The organism is Caballeronia sp. LZ033 (assembly GCF_031451265.1).
Classification (GTDB): domain Bacteria; phylum Pseudomonadota; class Gammaproteobacteria; order Burkholderiales; family Burkholderiaceae; genus Caballeronia.
Map to the genome: position 1 here is coordinate 167,770 of NZ_JARUXQ010000004.1, position 24,579 is coordinate 192,348.

Genomic DNA, 24,579 nt, shown 5'->3' on the forward strand with positions numbered 1-24,579 from the left:
AACCTCTTCTCTGGATCGCACCATGAAAGCAGCCCGTTTCATCCTGGCTGGCGCCGCGCTTGCCTGTCTCCTGACGCAGCCCGTTATGGCCGATACGATCAACTTCGGCATCATCTCGACAGACTCGTCCGCCGCGCTCAAGCAACGCTGGCAGCCGCTCATCGACGATCTCAACAAGCAGACCGGCCTCGACGTGAAGGCCTACTTCGCGACCGACTACGCCGGCATCATCGAAGCCATGCGTTTCAACAAGGTGCAGATCGGCTTTTTCGGCAATGCTTCGGCGATCGAAGCCGTGGATCGGTCGAACGGCGAAGTCTTCGCGAAGGTGAAGTACAAGAACGGCGAGGCGGGCTACTACTCGCTGCTCATCACGAACGCCAACAGCAAGTGGAAGTCGCTCGACCAGGTGCTGAAGAACACGAAGGACATCAACCTCGGTTTCGGCGATCCCAACTCGACGTCGGGCACGCTGGTGCCGTCGTACTATCTGTTCGCGAAGAACGGCATCAACGCGAAGACGGCCTTCAAGAGTGTGCTGCCGTCGAGCCACGAGGCAAACATGCTTGCGGTGGTCAACGACAAGGTGGACGTCGCCACCAACAACACCGACATGCTCGATACCATCAAGACCCAGCATCCCGAGCTGTATCCGAAGGTGCGGGTGCTGTGGAAGTCGCCGCTGATTCCGTCGGATCCGCTGGTGTGGCGCCGTGATCTGCCGCAGGCCACGAAGGACAAGCTGCGTACCTTCTTCGATCACTACGCGCAGAAGGATCCGCACGAGCAGCAGGTCATCAACGCAATCTCAGGCTATGCGGGCTTCGCCGATTCTTCGGACGCGCAGCTCGTGCCGATCCGCCAGATGGCGCTGTTCCAGAAGAAGCAGCAGATCCAGAACAACGCCAATCTCGACGACGCCGACAAGAAGGCCCAGGTTGCCGCGCTCGACCAGAAGATCGCCGCGCTCGACAACCCGGCGGCGAAGTAAATGAAGCCGCTCGACGTCACCACGTTCGAGGCCGGCATCGCGCGTCCCGCGCATGCGGCGGCGGGAAAGCGCAGCTGGATGTCGATGTTCGGCTGGATCGCCGTCGTGGCCGTGCTCGGCCTGTCCTGGCACAGCGCTGACATGCGTCCGCTGGATCTGCTCGGCGCATCGGGCAACATGAGCCAGTTCGCGCGCGACTTCTTCCCGCCCGACTTCACCGAATGGCGCACGTATGTGCAGGAGATGATCGTGACGCTCGCGGTCGCGGTGTGGGGCACGGCGCTCGCGCTGGTCTGCGCCGTGCCGTGCGGGCTGCTGTCGGCGCAAAACATCGCGCCCGTCTGGATCTCACAACCCGTGCGCCGCCTGATGGACGCGTGCCGCGCGATCAACGAGATGGTTTTCGCGATGCTGTTCATCGTCGCGGTGGGGCTCGGGCCGTTCGCGGGCGTGCTCGCGCTGTGGGTGCACACGACGGGTGTGCTCGCCAAGCTGTTCGCGGAAGCGGTCGAAGCTGTCGATGCACGCCCCGCCGAAGGCGTGCGCGCCACCGGTGCGAGCAGTCTCGATGAAATCATCTACGGCGTGCTGCCGCAGGTCTTGCCGTTGTGGATCTCGTTTGCGCTGTATCGCTTCGAGTCGAACGTGCGCTCGGCGATGGTCGTCGGCATGGTCGGCGCGGGCGGGATCGGCGTCGTGCTGTACGAGGCGATTCGCTCGTTCAATTATGCGCAGACGGCGGCGGTGATGCTGATCGTGATCGTCATCGTGTCGCTGATCGATCTCGTGTCGGGCTGGGTGCGGGAGCGGGTGATCTGAGGCGTTTCTGCTGAACGCGCAATCGACTCATGATGTGAGTCGATTGCGCGTCCAATCGCTTCATGAGCCTTACTGATTCGACTCAAGATTCGAGTCGAATAGTGAGGCTAATCGCCCCAAAGCCCATCCAGCGCCATGTCATCGCCTTCATCGCTCATCTGGCAAGCCCCCACGTGGCCCGGCATGCATTACGACGCCGTTCGCACAGGCGGCGAGCTGGCCCGCGCGCACCGGATTCAAGGCATCGTTGAAGGCAAGCTGGCGGGTCTGCGCTTCGACCAGCGCCTCGAACTCACCGCCGAAGCCTGGAGCCAGGATGCTGTCGCGACGGCCGCCATCGAGGGCGAGCGCATCGATCTCGCCGCCGTGCGCTCGTCCGTGGCACGGCGCCTGGGCGTCGGAAAGCAGGACGGCCCCAACGCGCCTCGAAACGTCGAAGGCCTGCTCGACATCATGGATGATGCCGTGCTGAAAAGAAACGCTCCGCTTACGCATGATCGTTTATGTGCGTGGCAGGCGGCGCTTTTTCCGACCGGTTACTCGGGCATGGTCAAGTTTCGGGTCGGGGCATACCGCGAACATGCCGAGCCGATGCAGATCGTCAGCGGGCAAGTCGGACGCGAACGGGTCCACTATGAAGCACCTTCGTCGGCCCGCGTTCCAGCGGAAATGCAAACGTTCCTGGAGTGGTTCAACGCAAAGACCGAGCACGACACGCTGGTCAAGGCTGCGCTCGCTCACCTGTGGTTCGAAACGATTCATCCCTTTGAGGACGGGAATGGCCGCATTGGCCGCGTACTCATCGACCTTGTACTGGCGCGGGACAGCGGCGAGGTCAGCCGCCTGATCCGGACCTCACAGCGCTTGCTCGACAAGCGACGCGACTACTACGAGCAACTCGAACGCGCGCAGCACGGCGCTCTCGACGTCACCGAATGGGTCCTGTGGTTCGTGGAACAAGTGCGGGTGTCCTGCGAGGAAGCGTCGACTGCCGTGGATGCCGCGCTTCAGAAAGCCATTTTCTGGATGAATCATCAGGACAAGGTACTCACGACCCGGCAGCGCACAGTCGTCAACCTGTTGTTCAATGCCGGTCCTGAGGGTTTCGAGGGAGGCATGAGCACCAGGAAGTACGAGAGCATCGGCGGCACCTCGCGGGCCACGGCCTCGCGTGAACTCATCGAACTCGAGGAGATGGCGCTACTGCGAAAGGTCGGCGCAGGTCGTTCGACGCGCTACTACCTGAACATTCCAGGGTGGGGCCCGGAAGACACGGCCCTCGCATAGACGCCCTCTCACCCTTGGCCGCCCGATGGTTCAAACGTGACTGCCAAGCGTCAGCACGTCGAGAAACTGCGTGCCGGCATCCGAGAGCATGCCCGAGTTGTCGATATGCACGAGGTTCGCCTGCGGGGGCAGGGCGAACGCAGGACGCCGCGCAAGACGCGCCTCGATCTGCCGTGCGTCTTCACGGCCGCGCCGTGCGAGGCGGGCGGCCAGCACGGCGGGCGTGGCATCGATATGCACGAACTGCGCGTGCGGATAGCGTTCGAGAGCAAGCCCCGCGTGCTGGCGCGAGCCGTTCACCACCACCGGCATGCCGCGCGCGAGCCACGCATCGAGTTCGATGCCGATGCCGTAGCGCAGCCCGAGGCTCTCCCAATGCATCGCGAACAAGCCATACGAAAGCCGCGAGGCGAATTCGTCATGCGTGAGCGCGATGTGATTCTCGCCGTCCGCGACGGCGCGCGTGATATAGCGATGCGCGAACATCACCCGCGTCCCGACGCGTTCGCGCGCAAAGCCGAGCAGCGAGTCCTTGCCCGCGCCCGACGGTCCCATCACGTAGATCAGTTTCGTGCTGTCCACTCCGCTCATGCTCCATCCTGTACGTTGTTGAACGGCAGGCGCTGCCACAGCATGAACGGCGCGCCCGGCTCCGGTTCGACGAAGAGCGCCGCGCCATGGACCGGCAGTGCGCCCAGCGTATCGATGCGCCGCGTCCAGTCCGACACGACCGCGTCACGCCGGCCGGCATCATCGAGCGAATCGGAGAGCGTCATGTGAAAGCGATATTCGTCGAACACGTACGGGTAGCCCCATTCACGCAGCAGTTCGATCTGCCGGGCGCTCATGCCTTCCGTGATGCGCCGCTCGATGTTCTCGTGCGAAGGCCGCTTGCGCAGCGGCGCCAGCGCGATGAGCGCGTCGCCGGCGAGTGCGCGCAGCGTGGCGTCGTCGTGCGGGGTGGCGGGACGCAGCGCGGCGAAGCGGCCGAGCGCTTCGGCGCGCACCGCCATCTCGAAGCGCGGCACCGTGCCGGCCCAGGCCCGCGCCGAGGCAAGCACATCCGCGAGTTCGACACCGGGCGCCATGTGAAAGGGCGCGACGAGCGTGGCGTGCCAGCCGTAGCGGCGCGGCGCGTGCGTGACGTCATGCGCGGAAGTCGTGCTTTCGCGGCCGCTTTCGGGGTCGCGCCCGAGCCATTCGCAGCCTTCGCGCCACCATGCGGACGATGCAGGCGGCGCGTAATACAGCGCCACGCGGGGGTGGCGGGCATGCACCTGCGCGACGATCATGAGCCGTGCTCGACCATCAGTTGCACGCGGTCTGCCGCGAAGTGCGTGAAGCCGTACTTGATCGGCACGCCTCCCTCGTCGACATCGACGTTCTCGACCCACAGCACCGGCTGCTGGCGGTTGATCTGCAAACGCCGCGCTACTTCCGACGAAGGCAGCACGCTGCCGATACGGCTCCACTTGCGCATGTAATCCTTCACGCCAAACTGTTCGAGCGCGGCGCTCACGCCGCCCGCAGCATCGATGGCGTCCGGCAAGCCGTTGAAGCGCGCCGCCGGATACCAGTTGCGCGCGTAGGTCATCGGGATGCCATCGGAATCGTGGCGCGTTTCGATCTGATAGACCAGCGTGCCGGCGCGCACGCAGAGCGCCTTGGCCACGGTCGGATCCGCCTTCACGCGGTCCGAAGTCAGCACGACGCCGGCGGAGGTGTGCTTCTGGCTGCGCAGGTTTTCGGTGAAGCGCGTGCGCCGGCCAATCTGGTAGTCGATGGCGCCCGGCTGCACGAAGGTGCCGCGCCCCTGTTCGACGCTGACGAGGCCAGTGGCCGCCAGCCTGAGCATGGCGCGGCGCACGGTATGACGATTCACGTCGAAACGCCGCGCGAGTTCGGCCTCGCTCGGCAGGCGGCCTTCCTCTCCGAAGCTCTTGGCCGCGATCTCCGCGGCGAGGATCTGCTCGATCTGCCGCCACACCGAGACCCCCGCGCCGCGTTCGACCGCATGCCCGGGAGCGTTGCTGTCGTGGATTGCGTTCGATGTCATGTCGCTGTCATTCCGGTACGTTTGAATATCGTTCTCTGGATTGTAGTGCGCAACTCGTGATGGAAATGTGAAACCCCCTCCACACGACCAAACGTCTAGACGACTAGATCAGACAACGAGTAGCATGCGACGGCCGAATCCTTCCTGACATGAGGAACGCAATGAGTACTTCAATGGAGCCGCACGACGCCGGCAACCGCCGCGCCTGGATGGCGGTGCTGGCGCGCACGTCGCGCGATGCGCTGAAGCAGGCGCTGGAAGCGGCGCTCGACGGTGCGCCGCTGCCTGACTATGAATGGCTGCGCGCGCCGGACATCGGCCTGGCGATGGTGCGCGGGCGCATCGGCGGCACCGGCGACGCGTTCAATCTCGGCGAAGCCACCGTCACGCGCGCCACGCTGCGTCTGCGCACCGCCGGCGGCCATGCGCCGGTGGGCGTCGCAGTCCACATGGGCCGCGACAAGGAGCGGGCGACGCTCGCCGCGCTCGCCGATGCGCTGTTGCAGACGCCTTCCCACGGGGCGCGCCTGCAGACGCGTTTGATCGAGCCGCTGGCCGCGCGTATTGCCGACGAACGGCGCCGCAAGGAAGCGGAAGCGGCGGCGACCAAGGTCGAATTCTTCACGATGGTGAGAGGCGAATGATGCAGATCGACATGACCACGCTCGTGCCCGGCTTCAACGATCCCGTACACGATGCGCAACGCGTGTTCCGCGCGTTGCTGGATGCACTGTCGCGTCCCGGCAGTGTGCTCGCGATCGATGCCGCGCTGCCGGACAATCACGCGATGCGCGACGCGCTTGCCGGGCGCGTGCCGCTCGCGGCGTTCGCCGCGTTGCTGGCGCTGGCGGATTATTCGACGCCGGTGCTCGTCGAGCGCGAAGATTCGGTGCTCGGCGACGCGCTGCGCTTCCATGCGAGCGCGCCGCTCACACGCGACCGCCGCGCGGCTGCGTTCGCCTATATCGACGACGCGCGCAACATGCCATCGCTCGATGCGTTCTCGCACGGCGATCCCGAGACGCCCGAAACGTCGGCGACGCTGTTCATCCGCGTGCCGTCGCTGACGGAAGGCGAGCCGCTCGTATGGAGCGGTCCGGGCATCGCGCAGACGCGTACGGTCGGCATCGCGGGTCTGCCGCCTGGGTTCTGGCGCGAACGTGCGGCGCTCGCCGCACTGTTTCCCTGCGGCATCGACTGTTGCTTTGTCGCGGGCGGCTCGCTGATCGGGCTGCCGCGCACGACTCACGTGGAGGTGAACTGATGTACGTCGCGGTCAAGGGTGGCGAACGCGCCATCGAACGTTCATGGGACGTACTCGCGAAGCAGCGCCGCGGCGATCTCGCCGTGCCCGAGTTGTCCGTCGCGCAGATACGCGAGCAGATGCGGCTGGCCGTGGCGCGCGTGATGACCGAAGGCTCGGTCTACGATGAAGACCTCGCGGCGCTCGCCATCAAGCAGGCAGCCGGCGATCTGGTGGAGGCGATTTTCCTGCTGCGCGCCTATCGCACGACGCTGCCGCGCTTCGGCTACACGCTGCCGGTGAATACCGAGGCTATGTGCGTCGAGCGCCGCATCTCGGCGGCGTTCAAGGATATTCCGGGCGGCCAGATGCTGGGCGGCACCTACGATTACACGCAACGTCTGCTCGACTTCACCTTGCTCGCCGAAGGCGAACCGGTTAGCGATGCAACTATTCCCGCGAAGACGGCATCGGTGGACGCCATGCCGCGCGTGCTGTCGATGCTCGACAAGGAAGGGCTGATCGAACAGGAACGCGTGCGGGAGAACGCGCCGGAACCGGGCGACCTGTCGCGCGAGCCGCTGTCGTTTCCCGCCGATCGCCCGACGCGTCTGCAAAATCTGGCACGCGGCGACGAAGGCTTCCTGCTGGCGGTCGGCTACGCGACGCAGCGCGGCTACGCGCACAGCCATCCGTTTGCCGGCGAGATCCGCCATGGCGAAGTCGCGGTGGAAATGCACATCGACGAACTGGGCTTCGCGGTGGAGATCGGCGACATCGACATCACCGAGTGCCAGATGATCAACCAGTTCGCGGGCAGCGGCGAGGTGCCGCCGGCCTTCACGCAAGGCTATGGACTCGCGTTCGGCCACTCGGAGCGCAAGGCGATGGCCATGGCGCTGGTGGACCGCGCCCTGCGCGCGCAGGAGCTGGGTGAAACGGTCGGCTCGCCGACCCAGGATCCCGAGTTCGTGCTGTATCACAGCGACAACGTCGAGGCGTCCGGCTTCGTGCAGCATCTGAAGCTGCCGCATTACGTCGACTTCCAGTCCGAGCTCGAACTGCTGCGCCGCCTGCGCGCGGCGCATGGCAAGGACGAACATCAGGAGCATGCGGCATGAACGCGCTGACCGAAGGCTATAACTTCGCCTATCTCGACGAGCAGACCAAGCGCATGATCCGCCGCGCGCTGCTCAAGGCCGTGGCGGTGCCGGGTTACCAGGTGCCGTTCGCGTCACGCGAAATGCCGCTGCCGTACGGCTGGGGTACGGGCGGCCTGCAGGTGACCTCGGCGATCATCGGCGCGCGCGATACGCTCAAGGTGATCGACCAGGGCTCCGACGAAACCACCAACGCCGTGAACATCCGCCGCTTCTTCGCGCGCACGGCGGGCGTGGCGACCACGACGCGCACCGCCGACGCCAGCATCGTGCAGACGCGTCACCGCATTCCCGAGACGCCGCTGACGGAGCAGCAGATCCTGGTCTATCAGGTGCCGATGCCCGAGCCGCTGTACCGGCTGGAACCGCGTGTGACCGAGTGCAGGAAGCTGCACGCGCTCGCGGACTACGGCCTCATCAACGTGAAATACTACGAGGACATCGTGCAGCATGGCAGCATCGCGACGACCTACGACTATCCGGTGATGGTGAACGATCGCTATCTGACGTCGCCCTCGCCGATCCCGAAGTTCGACAACCCGAAGATGCACATGAACCCCGCGCTGCAACTGTTTGGCGCGGGCCGCGAACGGCGCATCTATGCCATTCCGCCTTATACGAAGGTGAAGAGCCTCGACTTCGAAGACCATCCGTTCAGCGTGCAGAAGTGGGAGCATGCCTGCGCATTGTGCGGTTCGCGCGAAAGCTTCCTCGACGAGATGATCGTCGACGATCAGGGCGCGCGCAAGTTCGTCTGTTCCGACAGTGACTTCTGCCACAGCCGGCGCGATGAGTCGGACAACGCGTCCGGCAACGAGGAGGCGCCCCAGTGAACGCATTGCTGAAAGCCACGCGCCTCACGAAGCGCTATGACGGACGCGGCGGCTGCGTCGACGTCGATCTCGAAGTCCGTGCGGGTGAAGTGCTGTGCATCGTCGGCGAATCGGGTTCGGGCAAGTCCACCTTGCTGAACGCGCTCGCGTTGCGCAGCGGCATCGATGGCGGCGCGCTCGCCTACACCACGCGCGAAGGCGAAACGCTCGACCTGCTCACGCTCGCCGAACCGCGCCGCCGCCTGCTGTCGCGCACCGAATGGGGCTTCGTGCACCAGAACGCACGCGATGGACTGCGGCGCAACGTGTCGGCGGGGGCCAACATCGGCGAGCCGCTGATGGCCATCGGCGCACGGCATTACGGGCGCCTGCGCGAGACCTCGGCTGACTGGATGCAGCGCGTCGAACTCGATGCCGCGCGCATCGACGAGCTGCCTTCGGCGTTTTCCGGCGGCATGCAGCAACGCCTGCAGATCGCGCGTAATCTGGTGACGGGCCCGCGTCTCGTGTTCATGGACGAACCCACCGCCGGCCTCGACGTCTCCGTGCAGGCGCGCCTGCTCGACCTGCTGCGCACGCTCACCAGCAAGCTGCATCTGGCGGCCGTGATCGTCACGCATGATATCGGCGTGGCACGGTTGCTCGCGCATCGCCTGATGGTGATGAAGGACGGGCGCGTGGTGGAGAGCGGCCTGACCGACCAGGTGCTCGACGATCCGCAACATCCCTATACTCAGACGCTTGTCGCGTCCGTGCTGCCCGTTTGAGGTACGACAGATGACCACGAATGACTTCGTCACTCACGACCGGCTGATGCTCCAGGCACGCGGCATCGAGAAGACTTTCACGCTGCATCAACAGGGCGGGGCGCGTATTGCCGCGCTGGCGGGCGTGTCGCTGGATGTCGCGCGCGGCGAGTGCGTCGTGCTCGCGGGCGCGTCCGGCGCAGGCAAGAGCACCTTCCTGCGCTGCATGTATGGCAACTACCTCGCGACGCGCGGCACCATCGCCATTCGCGACGACAGTCAGCCTGCGCGTCACGTGATGCTGACGAGCGCCGAGCCGCACGAGATCCTGCGTCTGCGCAACACGACCCTGGGCTATGTGAGTCAGTTCCTGCGCGCAATCCCGCGTGTGAGCGCGCTCGATCTCGTCGCGGAGCCGCTGGTGTCGCGCGGCATCGAGGAGGAGGCGGCGCGCGTGCGTGCGCGCGGCCTGCTCGAACGGCTCAACGTGCCGCGCCGGCTGTGGAACCTCGCGCCCGCGACGTTTTCGGGCGGCGAGCAGCAGCGCGTGAACATCGCGCGCGGCTTGATCGCAGCGCATCCGCTGCTGTTGCTCGACGAACCCACCGCGTCGCTCGATGCCGAAAACCGCGACGTGGTCGCGGACCTGATCGTCGAGGCGCGCGAGCAGGGCGCCGCGATCGTCGGCATCTTTCATGACGAGGACACGCGTGCGCGCGTCGCGACCCGCATCGTGCGGCTCGAGAGCGCCGCCGCCGCATCCGTTCAAACCGATTCCGGAGTGTTGCAGACATGCTGATCAAGAATGCGCGCATCGTGACGCGCGACGAGGACTTCACCGGCACTGTGCGGATCGAGGACGGGCTGATCGCGGAGATCGCGCCGGGCAATACAGCCGCGCGCGAAGCCGAGGACTGGGACGGCGACTATCTGCTGCCGGGTTTTGTCGAACTGCATACGGACAACATCGAGAAGCATCTGGCGCCGCGTCCGGGCGTGCTGTGGAATCCCGAAGCCGCGATCATCGTGCATGACGCGCAAGTGGCGTCGGCAGGCATCACGACCGTGTTCGACGCGCTGGGCGTCGGCTCGCGTCCGGAAGACGGCGTGCGCGGCCGCGAATTGCAGGTGCAGTGCGCGCAGTCGATCGGCAAGTTCGTCGAGCGCGGCGTGCTGCGCGCCGATCATTTCCTGCATCTGCGCTGCGAAGTGGGCACGACGGACGTTGTCGAGGTCTTCGATTCGCTGAGCGCGCATCCGCTCTTCCGGCTCGCCTCGGTGATGGATCACACGCCCGGGCAGCGGCAATGGCAGGACCACGAGAAGTGGCGCAAGTATCAGGAACGCCACGGCAAGTGGAGCGACGAGCACGCGAACAAGATCCTCGCCGAATTGGCCGAGCATCAGGCGCGCTATGCGGCGAAGCATCGCGGGGAGATTGTCGAGCGCTGCAAGACGCTCGGCATCTCGCTCGCGAGCCACGACGACACGCTCGTGGAGCATGTCGAGGAAGCCGCACGTGATGGCATCGCGCTCGCTGAATTCCCGACCACGCTGGACGCCGCGCGCGCGGCTCGCGAGCACGGCATCGCGACGATCATGGGCGCGCCGAACGTGGTGCGCGGCGGATCGCACTCGGGCAATGTCTCCGCGCTCGATCTGGCGCGCGAGGGGCTGCTGGACATCCTGTCGTCGGACTATGTACCGTCGAGCCTGCTGATCGCCGTGTTCGATCTGGTCGCGAAGGCGGGCTGGTCGCTGCCGCGTGCGGTCGCGACGGTTTCCTGGGCGCCCGCGCATGCGGCGGGGCTGACGGACCGCGGCGCCATCGCCCTCGGAGCGCGCGCCGATCTCGTGCGCGTAGCTTCGGTGGACGGCGTGCAAGTGCCGCGCGAAACCTGGCGCGCCGGACGACGCGTGGCCTGAGCCCGGCGCTTCATTCCTGACAGCCTCACGTCAGCACGCCGTCATACGCGGGTAAGCCCGCGTTGACGGCGTGCGCTCTTCTTCAGTACCCTCGCTGGCGAGTTCGCTGTGAGAATCGGTGTTCGCGTAACGAACATTCTTGGTTATTCGCTAGCAGAAGCGCAATCGGTGCCGGGCCATGAATCGCGAGCCGCCCGCGCCCAATCTGACAAAGGGAATGAAGTGAGCAGAAGTCCTGCCGTGAACGTCCAGACGTTCATCAACGACCATCCGTTCTCGCCGTTTCAGTGGCTCATCTTCGGGATGTGCTTCGTGATCGTGCTGCTGGACGGTTTCGATACCGCGGCGATCGGTTTCATCGCGCCGTCGCTGGTGGCCGAATGGCATATCAGCCGTCCGGCGCTGGCGCCGGTCCTGAGCGCGGCGCTGTTCGGCCTCGCAGCGGGTGCGCTCCTGTCGGGGCCGCTCTCCGACAAGCTGGGCCGCCGCGCGATGCTGCTTTCGTCCGTGCTGATCTTCGGCGTCGCGTGCCTGGCTTCGTCGTTCGCGGCGGACCTGACGCAACTCACTGCGTTGCGCTTCGTCACCGGCCTGGGTCTGGGCGCGGCCATGCCGAACGCCGTCACGATGATGAGCGAGTTCTGCCCCGACAACCGCCGCGCCACGCTGATCAACCTGATGTTCTGCGGCTTTCCGCTGGGTGCGGCGTTCGGCGGGTTTCTCGCGGCGTGGATGATCCCGCACTTCGGCTGGCGCAGCGTGCTGCTGCTTGGCGGCATCGCGCCGCTGGTGCTCTCGGTGCTGTTGATCGCGACGCTGCCGGAGTCGGTGCGCTACATGGTGGCGAAGGCTCGGCCGGTCGAGAAGATTCGCGCCACGCTTGCGCACATCTCGGCGGACGCGATGCAGGCCGGTTCGTTCTTCATGACCGAGAAGGCGCCCGCCGCCGCCGGGCAGAGCGGCATGAGCGTGGTGCTGTCACGCTCGTACATCGTCGGCTCGGTGATGCTGTGGGTCACGTATTTCATGGGCCTCGTGATCTTCTACGCGTCCATCAACTGGATGCCGATCCTGCTCAAGGAATCGGGCCTCGCGCCGCAGACCGCGACGCTGATCTCCGCGCTGTTCCCGCTCGGCGGCGTCGGCGCCGTGCTGTGCGGCGTGCTGATGGACAAGTTCAACGCGAACCGCATCATCGCCGTGTGCTATGTGCTGACCGCCGTAAGCGTGTATCTGATCGGTCAGGCAGTGGGCAACGTGGGACTGCTCGTGCTGGTCGTGTTCGTCGCGGGCGTGCTGATGAACACCGCGCAATCGTCGATGCCCGCGCTCGCCGCCGCCTTCTATCCCACTCAGGGACGCGGCACCGGCGTGGCATGGATGCTGGGCATCGGGCGCTTTGGCGGCATCGCGGGGTCATTTCTCGTCGCCGAACTGACGCGCCAGCATTTCAGCTTCGGCGGCATTTTCGCGACCATCGCCGTGGCGGGTCTGATTTCCGCTGTCGCGTTGTTCATCAAGCAGGCCGCGCATCCGCAGACGGCCATGGCAAATGAACTGGACTCCACGGAGCCCGCCGGACATTGACGGATGTGAGTTCTGCATGAGTGAACGCCCCGCGTGATGCGAGTCACGCGGGGCGTTTTGTTTGGTAGCGCGCGTTGCAATCCGCCTTCTGTTTGCCGCTGCCGTGAGCGAAACGTCAGACCGTGGCATAGCGTGTGCTGACTCCTGAGATGCGACCGGCCGTCGCGTGCAGCGTTCCGACGGCCAGCAGGCATGACACGCCGCAAGAATCGCATTCCGACAATCGTCATCAGGAGCTTTCGATATGAAACGTTTTGCCCTTACCACTGCTGCCGGTGCCTTCGCTCTCGTGTGCGCATCCGCTTTCGCGCAGGACAATCCGCCGAGCTCGAGCACGGGCCTGCAAGCCGGCGACAACGCCCAGACCACCACGCAGCCGGCTCATTCGATGTCGCATTCGCACAAGTCCTCATCGCATTCGAAGAAGATGCAAAAGAGCCCGATGGCAGCGGGCCCGTCCACCGAGCCGGGCGGCACCGCCACGCCGAGCGGTCCGGGTGCGCCGGTCACTGCGAGCGGCTCGGGCAAGTAACCTGCGCCGAAAAGCACAACGGGACGCCGCGCGGCGTCCCGTTGCGTTTGATGGCGTCCGACACTCAACGGATGAACGTGCCGAGTCCATCCGCATCGTAGTATTCGAGCGTCACGCGATCGCTCGAAAACGAAGCCTTCGAGATCGAACCCGGATTGGCGTTTTCGTTGACGAGCGTGAACGTGAAGACATCGCCGTCCCAGTGCGAAAGCGTGAGCGTCAACGGACGCGGCCCGATGACGATGACAAGCGCGCCATTCTGCTCGCTGACCTGGATCGGCCCGAAGTAGTCGTTCTGGTAAGTGCCGGTATAGGTGGACAACGCTCGCGCCGGCAGCGGTGCCGCGGGCGGCGTCGCGCCCACGAGCGAGCCGCTCGGCTTGGCGAGGGACGCCAGCGCATCGTTGTAGAGCTTGAACCAGTCGCGCTGGATCGAGCCGGTCTGCACGATGTCGAAGAACTGCTGGTTGAGCGCTTCCGCGACGCCGATCGGAAACGCATTCGTCAACGTGACAACGGCCAGATTCGTCGATGGCACGACCATGAAGTTGGTCGCCGCCCCCAGCGCGAATGCGCCCGAGTGACTGTACGACGGCCGTCCCGCGCTCGTCGTTCCCACGTTGAAACCATAACCGTAGTAGCCAGCCGGATCGCCGCCGCCGGGCGGAGAACTCTGCACCTGCGCGGTGGTGGCGGCCGCGAGCGCTGCGGCATCGACGATGCGCTTGCCGTTGAAGACGCCCGCGCCGAGCATCATCGCGAGCCACTTCGCCATGTCGTTGACCGACGAACTCACGCCGCCCGCCGGCGATTGCGGATCGGGCATCGTGCCCGTGCCCTGCACCCACGCATTGCCCACCTTGACGTGCCCGAGCGCGCGGTTCGGGCGCGCGATGAAATCGGCGTATCGGGAACTGGTGCTGCTCATGCCGAGCGGTTGATACAGCACGTTGTCGGACAGCGTTTCCCAGTCGATGCCCGCCGCCGTCGCAACGGCCTGCGCCCCCGCCGTGAGCCCGAAGTTGGTATAGAAGTACGAATGACGAAACGGATGCAGCGGCAGATAGCGCAGCCGTTGCAGCACGTCCATGCGCCCGTAGCCCATGTCTTCGAGCGTGTCGCCCGCGTGATCGGGCAGGCCGGACTGGTGCGAGTAAAGATCGCCGATGGTCACGGCCGCGCTGACCTCTTCATCCGACAACGTGAACCACGGCAATTGCGCGCGCACCGGCGTATTCCATGCAATCGAGCCGGTGCCGACCTGACGCGCCACGACGGCGGCGCCCACGGACTTGGATACCGACGCGAGCTGGAACACGGTGTCCGCATCGACTGCCTGACCTGAGCCCACGAGCCGCGGGCCGAAGCCCTTGGCGTAGACCGTCTGCGTGCCGCGCACGACCGCGACCGCCATGCCGGGAATGCCGGTGGCGGTCATCAGGTTGTTGGCGAGGGTATCGAGTTGCGCGAGCGCGGCGTTGACCTGCGCATCCGGCATGGGGCCGGTCGAGTTACTGCCGGAAGAAGTGGCTACGCCGGAATCGTCGGAATCCGAACCGCCACATGCGGCGATCGTGCTGCACAGCGCCGCGCCGAGAAAGCGGCGGCGTCCTTGCGAAGGTCTCATACACGCGTCTCCCCGTTATCGTTACCGTTCTCGCGCACCGTGCGCTCGGCGGATTCTATATTGGAAACAATCCGTCAGACACGCGCAGCTTGCCTGAAAGCGGGAAGACGCGGCGTTCGAGCGGGAAGCCTTACTTGGCAAACAGCGAGGACATGTTGGCGAAGGCCTTGATCTCGACTGCGTTGCCCGACGGATCGAGGAAGAACATCGTCGCCTGCTCGCCGACTTCGCCCTTGAAGCGCACATGCGGCTCGATGATGAAGCGCGTCTGCGCGGCGCGCAGTTTGTCCGCAAGTTCTTCCCATTGGGGAATCGAGAGCACGACGCCGAAGTGGCGCACCGGCACGGCGTCGCCGTCGACGGCGCTGGTCGAGCGATGGCCGATCTCCTCCGGCGCCAGATGCGCGACGATCTGATGACCGTAGAAATCGAAGTCGACCCATGCTTCGGAACTGCGTCCCTCGGGGCAGCCGAGCAAGTCGCCGTAGAAGGCGCGGGCGGCGGCGAGGCTATGAACCGGGAAGGCCAGATGGAACGGCGGCATGGCGTGCTGGGTGGTGTTCATGATGAAGATTCCTTTTCCATACGGGTACGGCGGGGACGAGCCGACAGTGTATTCATGAATATTTCTGTTTGAAAACGATATATTGCTGGACTGAGCCCCACTTATTTCGATGAATCGAACATGTTGCGCGAACTCCAGACCTTTATCGCCGTGGCGCGTCACGGCACTTTTGCGGGCGCGGGAGCGCGCATCGGGCTCACGCAGTCGGCCGTCAGCGCGCAAATGCAGCGCCTGGAAGCGCACCTGGGCTTCGCGCTCTTCGACCGCACCGGGCGCTCGGCGACGCTCAACAAGGCGGGCAAGCGCACCCTCGAACTCGCCGACGAACTCATATCGCTCTATGCGCGTCTCGCGGAACCCGAAGGCGAGGGCGGGCGGGGCGGCTCGCTGTCGGTGGGCGCTATCGCTTCAGCGCATGCGGCGCTGCTGCCGGATGCCATTGCCGCATTCGGGCGGACGCTGCCGGCGTGGCGCATCCGTCTGGTGCCGGGCGTGTCGCTGAATCTGCTCGCCCAGGTCGATGCCGGGGAAATGGACATGGCCGTCATCATCCGTCCGCCGTTCTCGCTGCCGGCGGAACTGCAATGGCGCACCTTGAGCGCGGAGCCTTACGTGTTGCTGGCGTCCGGCGCGCGGCGTGGGGCGCACTGGCGCGACCTGCTCGAAACCGAGCCGTTCATCCGTTATGACCGGCGTTCGTTCGGCGGGCGGCAGGTGGATCTGTTCCTGCGCGAGCGGCGCATCGCGGTGCGCGAATCGATCGAGGCGGACGAACTGCCGGGTATCGTCGAGCTCGTCGCGCGCGGACTGGGCGTGGCGCTGCTGCCGGATTCGCGCGCGCTGCGGCCATGGCCGCGCGGCGTCATCGCGCTTTCACTGGGCGAGGATACGTTTCATCGCGAGATTGGTCTCGCCGAACGGGCGCGGCGCGCGCGTGCCGCCGAGCCCGACGCGGCCGCGCGACTCGCGGACTGCATCGTGACAGCAGCACACGCTCCGAAGCGCGTTTCCATGCGCAAGCGCGGCGGCGTCGCCTAGAATGCGTGGCAGGCGCGGCTGCCGGCCGTGTCATTTCGCGGGGTTTCCAATGGACGACGAACAGCCTGCCGCCGGTCCGGACACATCGAACACGCGTCCCGCCAATACCGCCAATACCGCGCGCTCCGTCATGCGCTACGCCACACTGCGCGCCCAGGCGGCGCTCGACTGGCTGGACCGCGTCGATCCCGGCACGCACCGGCGCATCAAGGGCTTGCGGCTCGTGACCGCCTACGGTATCGCGGCGGCGCTCGGCGCCTTGCAGGACGTCACGCAAGGCATTCCTGGCGGCACGTTGGTGGGAGCGCTCGCGGGCGGCTTCGCGCTGTGGGCGAGCGTCTCCGAAGCCCGCACGACGCGTTGGGAATCGAGCCGCGATCTCGTCATCCTGTGTCTCGCCGCCGCATTCGGCGCGCTGCTGTTCGCGTGGTTCGGGCCGCTGTTCCGTCATCTCGGGCGGGGCGGCGCGGAACTGATTCTCGTGAGCGGCGCGTTCTTCGCGGGCTATCTGAAGCGCTTCGGGAGCACCGGCGCGGGCATGGGCTCGCAGTTGTACATCGGCCAGGTGCTTGCCTATGGACTGAATCTCACCCCCGGCGACACCGGCGCGATCCTGCTCGCGCTCATGATCGGCATGCTGGCGGCGCTCGTGCCGCGCGTGCTGTCAGGGCCGGCGGAACATCCGGTCGTGCTGCCGGCGCTGCGCTCGGAACCCGCCTACGGACGGGAGGCCGTTTCGCCCGCGCTCGCGATGGGCTTGCAGGCCGCCTGCGCATCGCTGGTCGTGGTGCTGCTCAATCGCGCGTTCTCGCTGCGGGAATCGGCCTGGGCGATCACGGCCTGCGTCTATGTGGTCGCGACGTCCGCGGTGGGCACGACGGAGCGCGTTCGCCGGCGCATCTATGGAACGCTCGTCGGCGTGCCGCTCGGCATCGTATGCCTGCCGCTTGCCGAGCACTGGCCGGTGGTGATCTGGGCGCTGGCCGCGCTGGCGATGATCGCGTATGCGATGTCCCTGCCGGAACGCTACGACATTGCCTGCGGCGCGTTCGGCTTCGTGCTGATCGTCACGCTTGCCGTCAACGGCATTCATTCGATCCCGCTGCTCGCCGCCCGCGCCTGGGAGACGCTGTTGGGCGGCGCGCTCGGATGGGCGGCGTCGCGGCTCATCTTTCCGTTGCGGCTGCTGCGCAACTGACGGCCACGGCGCCGCGCCTCAATGGCGCTGCGCCAGCGCGTCCAGTAGCGTATCGAGCTCCGCGAAATTGACCGGCTTGACGAGATGCCCCTCGAAGCCCGCCTGTGCCGAGCGTTCCTTGTCGCTTTCCTGTCCGAAGCCCGTCATCGCGACGACCATCGCGCCGCTGAGCAGCCGCAACGAACGCAGTGAACGCAGGACCGCGAAGCCGTCGATGTCCGGCAGCGCGAGATCGAGCAGGATCAGGTCGGGTGGAAAATGCCGCACCACGTCGATGCCTTCCTTGCCGTGATAGGCAATGCGCACGTCGTGCCCTTTCAGTTGCAGCAACATGGCGAGGCTGTCGGCGGAATCGCGGTTGTCGTCGATGACCACCACGCGCAGGCCGGTGCCGCTTGTCGCGTCCTGCGCGAGCACGCGATGCGGGCGCGGTGCGTCGTCGACGGATGCGTAAGGCAGGCGCACCGTGAACGTGCTGCCCTGGTGCGCGCCGGCGCTCGCCGCGCTGATGGAGCCGCCGTGCAGCTCGACGATCGAGCGGCACAGCGTCAGCCCGATGCCGAGCCCCGCTTCGCCCGGATCGAGGTAATGATCTTCCTGCACGAACAGGTCGAAGATGGAGGTCAGCCCTTTCTGCGAGATGCCGCGCCCGGTGTCGATCACGCGGATCAGCATGGCGCTGGGCTCGCACTCGACCGTCACCGTGATGGTGCTGCCGTGCGGCGAAAATTTCGAAGCGTTGTTGAGCAGGTTCTGCACGACCTGCACGAGCCGGGTGCTGTCGCCCATCAGGATGACCGGCTGGTCCGGCAGCCGGGTGGCGATCTGCTGCGTGCGTTCGTCGGTGAACGGCCGCACGAGTTCGATGCCGCGCGCGACGATGTCGCTGATGTCGGCGCGCGCGAGGCGCAGGTCGATCTTGCCGGTGGTGATGCGGCCCATGTCGAGCAGGTCGTCGACGAGCCGCCCGAGATGCGAGGTCTGCCGGTCGATGATGTCGCGGCACGCGGCCACGCGCGGGTTGAGGTCCGCTTCCATCTGCATCACGCCGACGGCATTGCGAACCGGCGCGAGCGGATTGCGCAGTTCGTGCGCGAGGGTCGCGAGAAATTCGCTGATGCGCCGCGATGACGCTTCGAGCTGCTCCAGACGCTTGCGTTCGCTCATGTCGCGCGTGACCTTGGCGAAGCCGCGCAGGACGCGATGTTCGTCGTACACCGCGGTGATCACCACGTTGGCCCAGAACAGCGAGCCGTCCTTGCGCACGCGCCAGCCTTCGGTTTCGACGCGTCCGGTGCGGATGGCCGTCTGCAACTGGGTTTCGGGGACGTTCGCGACGAGGTCCTCGGGGCAATAGAACGCGGAGAAATGCTTGCCGAGGATCTCCTGCGGCCGATACCCCTTGATGCGCATCGCGCCCGTGTTCCAGCTCGCGATGCAGCCGTCGGGATCGAGCATGAAGATGGCGTAGTCGCTGACGCTTTCGACGAGCAACCGGAAGCGTTCTTCCGACAGGCGCAGCTTTTCTTCCTCGGCGCGCTTGGCGGTGAGATCGCGCGTGTATTTGGCGTAGCCGATGATCTGGCCTTGCGTGTTGCGCGCCGCCGTGATGACGACATTGGCCCAGAACAGCGAGCCGTCCTTGCGTACGCGCCAGCCTTCGTCCTCGAAGCGGCCGGTGGTATAGGCCTGCTTCAACTCGTACTCGGGCCAGCCGCGCGCCACGGATTCCGCGGTATAGAAGCGCGACAGATGCTCGCCGATGATCTCGTGCGCCTCATAGCCCTTGATCTTGCGCGCGCCGGTGTTCCAGCTCGTGATGCGGCCGTTCAGGTCGAGCATGAAGATCGCGCAATCCTCGATGGCGTTGACGAGCGCGTGATAGTGCGCGTCGCTCATCGCGTGGCCGGGAAGGGCGAGTTCCGGGGCAGGGTGGGGGACGGCGGCTGCTTTCGATCGGGTCATGATTCTGTGTTTCAGTACGGCGTTGGCCTGCTTTGCGGGTTCGAACGATCGGTCTCGGAGAGACGGATGCTCGACGGACAGGGCCTATTGATAACACAGTTTGATCGGTTGCCGATGGCGCAGCCGGAGAAGCTCTGGATCTCAACGCCCTAGTGAACACTGGTTTTCATCAACAGTCACCTGGCTCATGTCCAGTGCGGGGGAACATGGATTGCAGATGGGCAGCAAGCGTCGGGCCATGCACGACGAGTCTGTCGATATGGCCGACCGGGACAGCTTCGCGCACGTGAACTTCTGCTTCCGGATCAGTGGGCTGGCGGGGCAGCTCCCCGTCACGCAAACGCCGCTTGACACTCCCCACCACCCTTCATAGCGTGTAAGGGTCCGGTTTCGAAAACGAGCCGCGCTCATCCGTCGGCAGGCCCGACGCATCCAGCGACCTCCCGCTCCTTCATCGCCCTGAAGTCCGCTCACGGAGGCTCTCATGGACCGTCGACGTTTCCTATCCCTGTCCGCGTTCTACACGGTGGCGGCTGCGTCCGGCACGCTCGCGGCCTGTCACTCCAGTCACGACGACGACAGCAACCCCGGCGGCGGCACCGCCCCGCCGCCCGCAGCCGGCGCCTTCGCTTTTCCGCAGGGCGTCGCGAGCGGCGACCCGCGCGATGTATCAACGGTGTTCTGGACGCGCTGTGTCGCGAACGGGAGTGCTTCACAAACGCCGGTCGCGCTGACCTTGCAGGTCTCCACGCAACAGGACTTCGCGCAGCTCGTCGCCAGCGTGCCCTTGAGCGCGGTGCCCGACTACGATTTCACCGTCCGCGCAAAAGTCACCGGGCTGGCCGCGCAGACCACGTATTACTACCGCTTCATCGCAGGCAGCGATGCCAGCGCGACAGGCACGACCCGCACCGCCGCCGCATCGACGGATGCCGTTCCGCAAGTGCGCTTTGCGTGGTTCGTGTGCCAGAACTGGAGCGCGAACCACTGGCAAGCCCTCAACCTGCTGGCCGCCGAAACCGATCTCGATTTCGTCGTGCATCTGGGTGATTACATCTACGAAGCGGGCTTCGCCGCGCCGTCCGGCACGGTGGAACCGGCGCATCCCACGATCACCCTGCCAAGCGGCGGCGTGTATGCCAACACGCTCGACGACTACCGCACGTTGTATCGCACCTACCGTGGCGACGCGCGCTTGCAGAACGTGCATGCGCGTTTTCCGGTCATCGCGATCTGGGACGATCACGAGTTCTCCGACGACTGCTGGCAGGACCACCAGACCTATACCAACGCCAACCTGCAGCAGACCGCGCGGCGCCGCAACGCTAACCAGGCATGGGTGGAATACCTTCCGGTCGACTGGGGCGACGTGTCGTTCGATCTGAACAATCCGGCCTATGACAACATCCGCATCTACCGCGACTTCCACTTCGGCTCGCTGATCCATCTCGTCATGACGGACGAGCGGCTCTATCGCGACGATCACGTGGTGCCCGAAGCGGCGATCGCGCAGGCGCTCGGGCACGATCCGGTGAACGGCAACGACCTCGTCGGTTCGCGCTACTTCGTGCAGCAGCAGGTGCTCGCGCAGTTCGAGGCAGCCGACACGCAGCGCCTCGGCCGCGTGCCGTCCATTCTCGGTCCCACGCAGACGCAATGGTGGAAGGACACGCTGAAGGCATCGACGGCGATCTGGAAGGTGTGGGGCAACGAAGTGATGATGAACCGCCTGTGGCTCGACCTGAGCGCGCTCGCGCCGGCGCCCGACAACGTCGTGTTCGTGCTCGACTGCGACGCATGGGACGGCTATCCGTCGCACAAGGCGGATCTGCTGGCGTTCGTGAAGGCGCAGGGCATCAGCAATCTTGTCGCCATCACGGGCGACTTGCATGCGTTCCAGGCGGGCATCGTGCGCGACGTGCCGGACCCCGCGAACGGCACGCCGGTCATGATCGACCTGATGTCGGCGGGCATCAGCAGCCAGCCGTTCTTCGAGGACGTGAAGACCTATTCGGCGGGCATGCCGCTGGCCTCGCTGATCAGCGCGCCCGCGCTGTTCGACGCGTTCATCCGTCAGAACAATCCGGACATGCAGTACGCCGATCACGACGGCATCGGCTATGCGACCGCGACCGTCACGCCGACGCAGTTCATCGCAATCTTCAACAAGATGAAGTTCCTGAACGCCGACGGCAGCGCGCCCGCCGCGCCGCTGCAAAAGCGCACGCAACTGACGATCAACGCGGGCGCGGTGGCGGTGACGGTTCAGGACGACGTGTGACGGGCGCCACCGCTTCGGAGTCATGCTTCCGGGGGGATTTCATCACGCGGGTGCAAACGTACACTGCGTGCACATTTCGGGAGATCGAGCCTGTGGCAGGCAGTGCGACGAGGCCCATGAAGTGAACCTTGAAACCCTCAGGAGCGCGATCATGATCGGAAAACTCATCGGCGTTGTCCTGGCCGTGGCTCTGGCCGCCGGCTGCTACGCCCTCATCCGCGGCCACGACCCGCAGAACCTGTACATGGACGACAACGCGCTGCTGTCGCGTTACCTCTCCGATTCGCGCGCACTGGCCGCCGACAGCGAACCCGCCAGCACGAGCCTCGCCACCGTCAAGCACGCCAGCCCGCTGCTGGAGTCGCAGGACTGAGGGGCGTTCAGTCTTCGCCGTCGGTGTTGTCGAAGAGCGTGCGCAGCAAGCGTTCCGGGTTGGCCAGAAACGCGCGCGTCACCTTGAAGTGCTCGGTGTCTTCGTACGCGATCCGTTCGATGCCGTCCGCCGTGAACTGGTAGATCCACGCTTCGGGGTAAGCCATCAGGATTGGCGAATGGGTGGCGATGATGAACTGCGAGGCGTCGGCGGTCAGGTCGTGGATGCGCGCCAGCGCGGCAAGCTGGCGCTGCGGGGACAGCGCTGCCTCGGGTTCGTCGAGCAGATAGAGTCCTTGCCCGCCGAAACGCTCCATCAGCAGCGTCAGGAACGACTCGCCGTGCGACTGCTCGTGCAGCGACCGGCCGCCGTACGACGAGATCACCGGCGCGCCGAGACCCGGTTCGGCGTCGAGTTCCTCGATCTGCGTGGCCACGTTGAAGAAGCTCTCGGCGCGCAAGAAGAAACCGTCGCGCGGCCGCTTCACGCCCTTTGCGATGCGCAGGTATTCATGCAACGGCGAGTGCGAAACCCGCGTGCCGAAGCGAAAGTTCTTCGAGCCGCCTTCGGGATTGAAGCCCATCGCAACGGCAATGGCTTCCAGCAGGGTAGACTTGCCCGAGCCGTTCTCGCCGACCAGGAACGTGACCTTCGGATGCGGCTCCAGCGTGTCCAGCCCGCGCACGGCGGGCAGCGAGAACGGATAGGCATCGAACGACGGCGCCTTGTCGCGCAACAGCGTGATGCGGCTGATGAAGCGGGTCGAGATGACCATCGGCGGCGGCGCGTCAGTGGAACGCCTGGTTCGCCGCGTTCTTTGCCGCATTCGTCGCATCTGTCGCATCGGTCGCGCCCACGGCCCCGACCGACTCGCGCTTCCGGCTCAAATCGATCTTCGGCATGAACAGCATCGACACCACGGCGCCCAGCGCGATCACGAACATCGCCGTGAAGGTCAGGTGCAGCGAATGATGCAGCACCAGGCGAATGTCCTCGTTGGCGGCGAAGTCGCCGGTCACGGACGTCAGCAGCGCCTTGAGCTGATCGGCATGGACGGGAGGCAGGCCGTCCGTGTGCGTGAGCCCGAAGTTCTGCACCGCGCCGAACACGGCCGCGCCGAGCGTGTTGCCGAGATTGCGCGAGAACAGGTTCGACGCGGTCGCGCTGCCGCGTTCGAGCGGCTGCACGATCTCCTGGATCAGGATCAGGCACGACACGCTTGTAATGCCCATGCCGAAGCCGACGATGGCCGAGCCCACGCCCGCCCACACCGGGCTCGACTCGGGTCCCAACAGCACGAACGGCACCGAGCCGAGCGGAATGAACACCGGCCCGATCATCAGCAGACGGCGCAGCCCGATGCGCGTGAAGGTGCGCGACGTGAAGGTCGCGCCGCTCGGCCAGCCGATCATCATCATCGTGAGCGCGAGGCCCGCTTCGACCGGCGTGCGGTGCATCACGCCCTGCACGTACATCGGCAGGAAGGTGGTGAGGCCCATCATCGCCATGCCGGCGAGCAAGGTCGCCGCGTTGCTGGCCGCGATCGGACGGTGCGACCACAGGCTGAAGGAGATCATCGGGTCGGCGGCGCGGCGTTCCTGCCAGACAAACAGCACGCAACTCAGCAGCAGCACGGCCAGTTCCACGCCGACGCGCACATTGCTCGCATGGCCCGCGTCGGTGAGCGCCATCATCAGCGAGGCGACGGCGGCGGTGAACAGGAACGCGCCGCCCAGGTCGATCGCCGGACGGTCATGGCGCTTTTCCTCGTGCAGGAAGAACACGAACAGCGCGGCGGCCAGGATGCCGATCGGCACGTTGATCCAGAAGATCCACGCCCACGAGAACTGGCGGATCAGGAGGCCGCCGACCATTGGCCCCAGCACCGCCGACACCGCCCACACGCTCGCCAGATAGCCCTGCACCTTGCCGCGTTCGCGCGCCGGATAGAGATCGCCGACCACGGTCAGCGCCACTGGCAGGATCGCGCCCGCGCCGACGCCCTGGATCAGCCGGAACACGATCATCGCGGGCATCGACCACGCAAAGCCTGCCAGCACCGAGCCGATCAGAAAGATCACGATGCCCGTGAGCACGGCTGGCTTGCGCCCGAAGATGTCGGAGAGCTTGCCGAACACCACGGTGAGCGCGGTCTGCGTGAGCAGGAACGACGAGAACACCCAGCTGTAGAGATTCAGGCCGCCGAGCTGCGTGGCGATTTGAGGCATGGCGGTCGAGACGATGGTGGCCTCGATCGCGACCATGGCCATCGAAGCCATGACGGCGGCAATGACGAGAGGACGAACGGTTTGACGGGACTGTGACATGCGGTGGTCGAAAGACGCGCCACCC

24 protein-coding genes are annotated in these 24,579 nt (G+C 65.7%); 16 read left to right on the forward strand and 8 right to left on the reverse strand.

The features are described from left to right. The first annotated feature begins 22 nt into the window (after nucleotides 1–22). The 3 genes from phnD to QCE62_RS28190 all read left to right on the forward strand — a co-directional run bounded on the left by phnD (nucleotide 23) and on the right by QCE62_RS28190 (nucleotide 3,097). Complete coding sequence (gene phnD, locus QCE62_RS28180) at nucleotides 23–991, forward strand: phosphonate ABC transporter substrate-binding protein (protein WP_309925632.1); 969 nt, start codon at nucleotides 23–25, stop codon at nucleotides 989–991. Further along, on the forward strand, nucleotides 992–1,810 hold the full coding sequence (phnE, locus tag QCE62_RS28185) for a phosphonate ABC transporter, permease protein PhnE (protein WP_404985792.1): 819 nt from the start codon (nucleotides 992–994) through the stop codon (nucleotides 1,808–1,810). It abuts the gene before it with no gap. A gap of 135 nt (nucleotides 1,811–1,945) precedes the next feature. Further along, on the forward strand, nucleotides 1,946–3,097 hold the full coding sequence (locus tag QCE62_RS28190) for a Fic family protein (RefSeq protein WP_309925634.1): 1,152 nt from the start codon (nucleotides 1,946–1,948) through the stop codon (nucleotides 3,095–3,097). Nucleotides 3,098–3,127: 30 nt separating this feature from the next. Here QCE62_RS28190 and phnN read toward each other — a convergent pair whose 3' ends face one another. Genes phnN through phnF form a run of 3 tightly spaced genes read right to left on the reverse strand, consistent with a single transcriptional unit; the run spans nucleotide 3,128 to nucleotide 5,153 of the window. Further along, on the reverse strand, nucleotides 3,128–3,688 hold the full coding sequence (gene phnN, locus QCE62_RS28195; RefSeq protein ID WP_309925637.1) for a phosphonate metabolism protein/1,5-bisphosphokinase (PRPP-forming) PhnN: 561 nt from the start codon (nucleotides 3,686–3,688) through the stop codon (nucleotides 3,128–3,130). After that, the gene (locus QCE62_RS28200; protein ID WP_309925639.1) at nucleotides 3,685–4,389 is read right to left on the reverse strand and encodes a DUF1045 domain-containing protein; all 705 of its coding nucleotides are present in this window, start codon (nucleotides 4,387–4,389) and stop codon (nucleotides 3,685–3,687) included. Before QCE62_RS28200 ends, phnN begins: the two co-directional genes overlap by 4 nt. After that, nucleotides 4,386–5,153, reverse strand: a complete 768-nt coding sequence (gene phnF / locus QCE62_RS28205) for a phosphonate metabolism transcriptional regulator PhnF (protein ID WP_309925640.1) — start codon at nucleotides 5,151–5,153, stop codon at nucleotides 4,386–4,388. Before phnF ends, QCE62_RS28200 begins: the two co-directional genes overlap by 4 nt. Before the next feature lie 161 nt (nucleotides 5,154–5,314). Here phnF and phnG point away from each other — a divergent pair, with 161 nt between their 5' ends. The 9 genes from phnG (at nucleotide 5,315) to QCE62_RS28250 (ending at nucleotide 13,180) form a co-directional block, all read left to right on the forward strand. Further along, nucleotides 5,315–5,797, forward strand: coding sequence for a phosphonate C-P lyase system protein PhnG (gene phnG / locus QCE62_RS28210; RefSeq protein ID WP_309925641.1), 483 nt, complete (start codon nucleotides 5,315–5,317; stop codon nucleotides 5,795–5,797). Further along, nucleotides 5,794–6,417, forward strand: coding sequence for a phosphonate C-P lyase system protein PhnH (gene phnH / locus QCE62_RS28215; RefSeq protein ID WP_309925642.1), 624 nt, complete (start codon nucleotides 5,794–5,796; stop codon nucleotides 6,415–6,417). The genes phnG and phnH overlap by 4 nt, the downstream gene beginning before the upstream one ends. Next, entirely contained in the window at nucleotides 6,417–7,517 is a 1,101-nt protein-coding gene (locus tag QCE62_RS28220) for a carbon-phosphorus lyase complex subunit PhnI (RefSeq protein WP_309925644.1), read from the forward strand. Before phnH ends, QCE62_RS28220 begins: the two co-directional genes overlap by 1 nt. Continuing rightward, nucleotides 7,514–8,389 (forward strand): alpha-D-ribose 1-methylphosphonate 5-phosphate C-P-lyase PhnJ, encoded by an 876-nt coding sequence (locus QCE62_RS28225; RefSeq protein WP_309925646.1) that lies wholly within the window; start codon nucleotides 7,514–7,516, stop codon nucleotides 8,387–8,389. The genes QCE62_RS28220 and QCE62_RS28225 overlap by 4 nt, the downstream gene beginning before the upstream one ends. Next, nucleotides 8,386–9,156, forward strand: a complete 771-nt coding sequence (phnK, locus tag QCE62_RS28230; RefSeq protein WP_309819302.1) for a phosphonate C-P lyase system protein PhnK — start codon at nucleotides 8,386–8,388, stop codon at nucleotides 9,154–9,156. The genes QCE62_RS28225 and phnK overlap by 4 nt, the downstream gene beginning before the upstream one ends. Before the next feature lie 10 nt (nucleotides 9,157–9,166). Further along, the gene (phnL, locus tag QCE62_RS28235) at nucleotides 9,167–9,934 is read left to right on the forward strand and encodes a phosphonate C-P lyase system protein PhnL (RefSeq protein ID WP_309925648.1); all 768 of its coding nucleotides are present in this window, start codon (nucleotides 9,167–9,169) and stop codon (nucleotides 9,932–9,934) included. Continuing rightward, nucleotides 9,928–11,061, forward strand: a complete 1,134-nt coding sequence (locus QCE62_RS28240) for an alpha-D-ribose 1-methylphosphonate 5-triphosphate diphosphatase (protein WP_309925650.1) — start codon at nucleotides 9,928–9,930, stop codon at nucleotides 11,059–11,061. Before phnL ends, QCE62_RS28240 begins: the two co-directional genes overlap by 7 nt. Before the next feature lie 222 nt (nucleotides 11,062–11,283). Then, nucleotides 11,284–12,648 (forward strand): MFS transporter, encoded by a 1,365-nt coding sequence (locus QCE62_RS28245; RefSeq protein ID WP_309925652.1) that lies wholly within the window; start codon nucleotides 11,284–11,286, stop codon nucleotides 12,646–12,648. Between the two features lie 244 nt (nucleotides 12,649–12,892). Further along, entirely contained in the window at nucleotides 12,893–13,180 is a 288-nt protein-coding gene (locus QCE62_RS28250; RefSeq protein WP_309925654.1) for a hypothetical protein, read from the forward strand. 64 nt (nucleotides 13,181–13,244) lie between these two features. Here the strand turns inward: QCE62_RS28250 and QCE62_RS28255 are convergent, their stop codons facing one another. Continuing rightward, nucleotides 13,245–14,807 (reverse strand): serine hydrolase, encoded by a 1,563-nt coding sequence (locus tag QCE62_RS28255; protein WP_309925655.1) that lies wholly within the window; start codon nucleotides 14,805–14,807, stop codon nucleotides 13,245–13,247. A 130-nt stretch (nucleotides 14,808–14,937) separates the two neighbouring features. Beyond that, nucleotides 14,938–15,372 (reverse strand): VOC family protein, encoded by a 435-nt coding sequence (locus QCE62_RS28260; protein WP_309925657.1) that lies wholly within the window; start codon nucleotides 15,370–15,372, stop codon nucleotides 14,938–14,940. 120 nt (nucleotides 15,373–15,492) lie between these two features. On the opposite strand from QCE62_RS28260, the gene QCE62_RS28265 reads away from it, so the two are divergent. Both QCE62_RS28265 and QCE62_RS28270 read left to right on the forward strand, forming a co-directional pair. Continuing rightward, on the forward strand, nucleotides 15,493–16,410 hold the full coding sequence (locus tag QCE62_RS28265) for a LysR family transcriptional regulator (RefSeq protein WP_309925659.1): 918 nt from the start codon (nucleotides 15,493–15,495) through the stop codon (nucleotides 16,408–16,410). Nucleotides 16,411–16,540: 130 nt separating this feature from the next. Next, a complete protein-coding gene (locus tag QCE62_RS28270; protein ID WP_309927481.1) occupies nucleotides 16,541–17,608 on the forward strand; it encodes an FUSC family protein in 1,068 nt (355 codons plus the stop codon). A gap of 18 nt (nucleotides 17,609–17,626) precedes the next feature. Here QCE62_RS28270 and QCE62_RS28275 read toward each other — a convergent pair whose 3' ends face one another. Further along, entirely contained in the window at nucleotides 17,627–19,507 is a 1,881-nt protein-coding gene (locus QCE62_RS28275; protein WP_404987785.1) for a PAS domain S-box protein, read from the reverse strand. Nucleotides 19,508–20,057: 550 nt separating this feature from the next. Between QCE62_RS28275 and QCE62_RS28280 the strand changes: the two genes are divergently transcribed. Together QCE62_RS28280 and QCE62_RS28285 are read left to right on the forward strand one after the other, a co-directional pair. Then, nucleotides 20,058–21,854: an alkaline phosphatase D family protein gene (locus QCE62_RS28280; RefSeq protein WP_309925662.1), complete on the forward strand. Its 1,797-nt coding sequence runs from the start codon at nucleotides 20,058–20,060 to the stop codon at nucleotides 21,852–21,854. Nucleotides 21,855–22,005: 151 nt separating this feature from the next. Continuing rightward, the gene (locus QCE62_RS28285; RefSeq protein WP_309819313.1) at nucleotides 22,006–22,227 is read left to right on the forward strand and encodes a hypothetical protein; all 222 of its coding nucleotides are present in this window, start codon (nucleotides 22,006–22,008) and stop codon (nucleotides 22,225–22,227) included. 7 nt (nucleotides 22,228–22,234) lie between these two features. Here QCE62_RS28285 and QCE62_RS28290 read toward each other — a convergent pair whose 3' ends face one another. Further along, the gene (locus QCE62_RS28290; protein WP_309925664.1) at nucleotides 22,235–23,002 is read right to left on the reverse strand and encodes an AAA family ATPase; all 768 of its coding nucleotides are present in this window, start codon (nucleotides 23,000–23,002) and stop codon (nucleotides 22,235–22,237) included. 13 nt (nucleotides 23,003–23,015) lie between these two features. Beyond that, nucleotides 23,016–24,554 (reverse strand): MDR family MFS transporter, encoded by a 1,539-nt coding sequence (locus QCE62_RS28295; RefSeq protein WP_309925666.1) that lies wholly within the window; start codon nucleotides 24,552–24,554, stop codon nucleotides 23,016–23,018. Nucleotides 24,555–24,579: the final 25 nt, after the last annotated feature.